General features: G+C 77.7%; 1 protein-coding gene. It reads right to left on the bottom strand.

The window, feature by feature from the left end; genetic code table 11:
- Window positions 1-534 (bottom strand): AAA family ATPase (locus tag OZN99_RS33320; protein WP_270939438.1); only part of this gene is annotated, 534 nt, incomplete at both ends.

Genomic DNA, 534 nt, shown 5'->3' with positions numbered 1-534 from the left:
GCGGGCAGCGTGCGGGCAAGCCGCGCGACCTCCTCCGCGCCGATCGCCACGCCCTCCGCCGCGGCGGCGCGCGTCCAGAGCGCGGCGCGCACCGGCGCGGGCGGCACCGGCATCTCGATGCAGCAGGACATCCGGCGCAGGACGGCCGGGCCGAAGGCGCGCAGGCTGTTCGCCGTCCAGATCACCGGCACCGGCGCGCCTTCCAGAAGCCGGTGGATGTAGGCGCGCGAGCCGGCGGACGGGGCCGGGCGGAAGAGGGCGTCCTCGTCGAAGGGATCGAAGCCGCCACGCGGCCCGTCGCCGGCGAAGAGATCCTCCGCCTCGTCGAAGGTCAGCAGGGCCGGGCCGGCGCCCGAGAGCAGCCGCTGCGCCAGGCGAAGCTCGGCCAGCCGCTCGCCACGCGTCGGCTCGCCGCCGCGCTCATCGGCCTCGCCGACCGCGTGGAGCGGCACGCCCAGCTCCGCGGCCAGGGTGCGCGCCAGCTCCGTCTTGCCGGTGCCGACCGGCCCGTGCAGCAGGAGGTGGATGCCGCGT

It is taken from the genome of Falsiroseomonas oryzae (assembly GCF_027856955.1).
Classification (GTDB): Bacteria; Pseudomonadota; Alphaproteobacteria; order Acetobacterales; family Acetobacteraceae; genus Falsiroseomonas; species Falsiroseomonas oryzae.
Note: the sequence above shows the minus strand (reverse complement) of the source record. Positions and strands in the feature narration are given on the sequence as shown.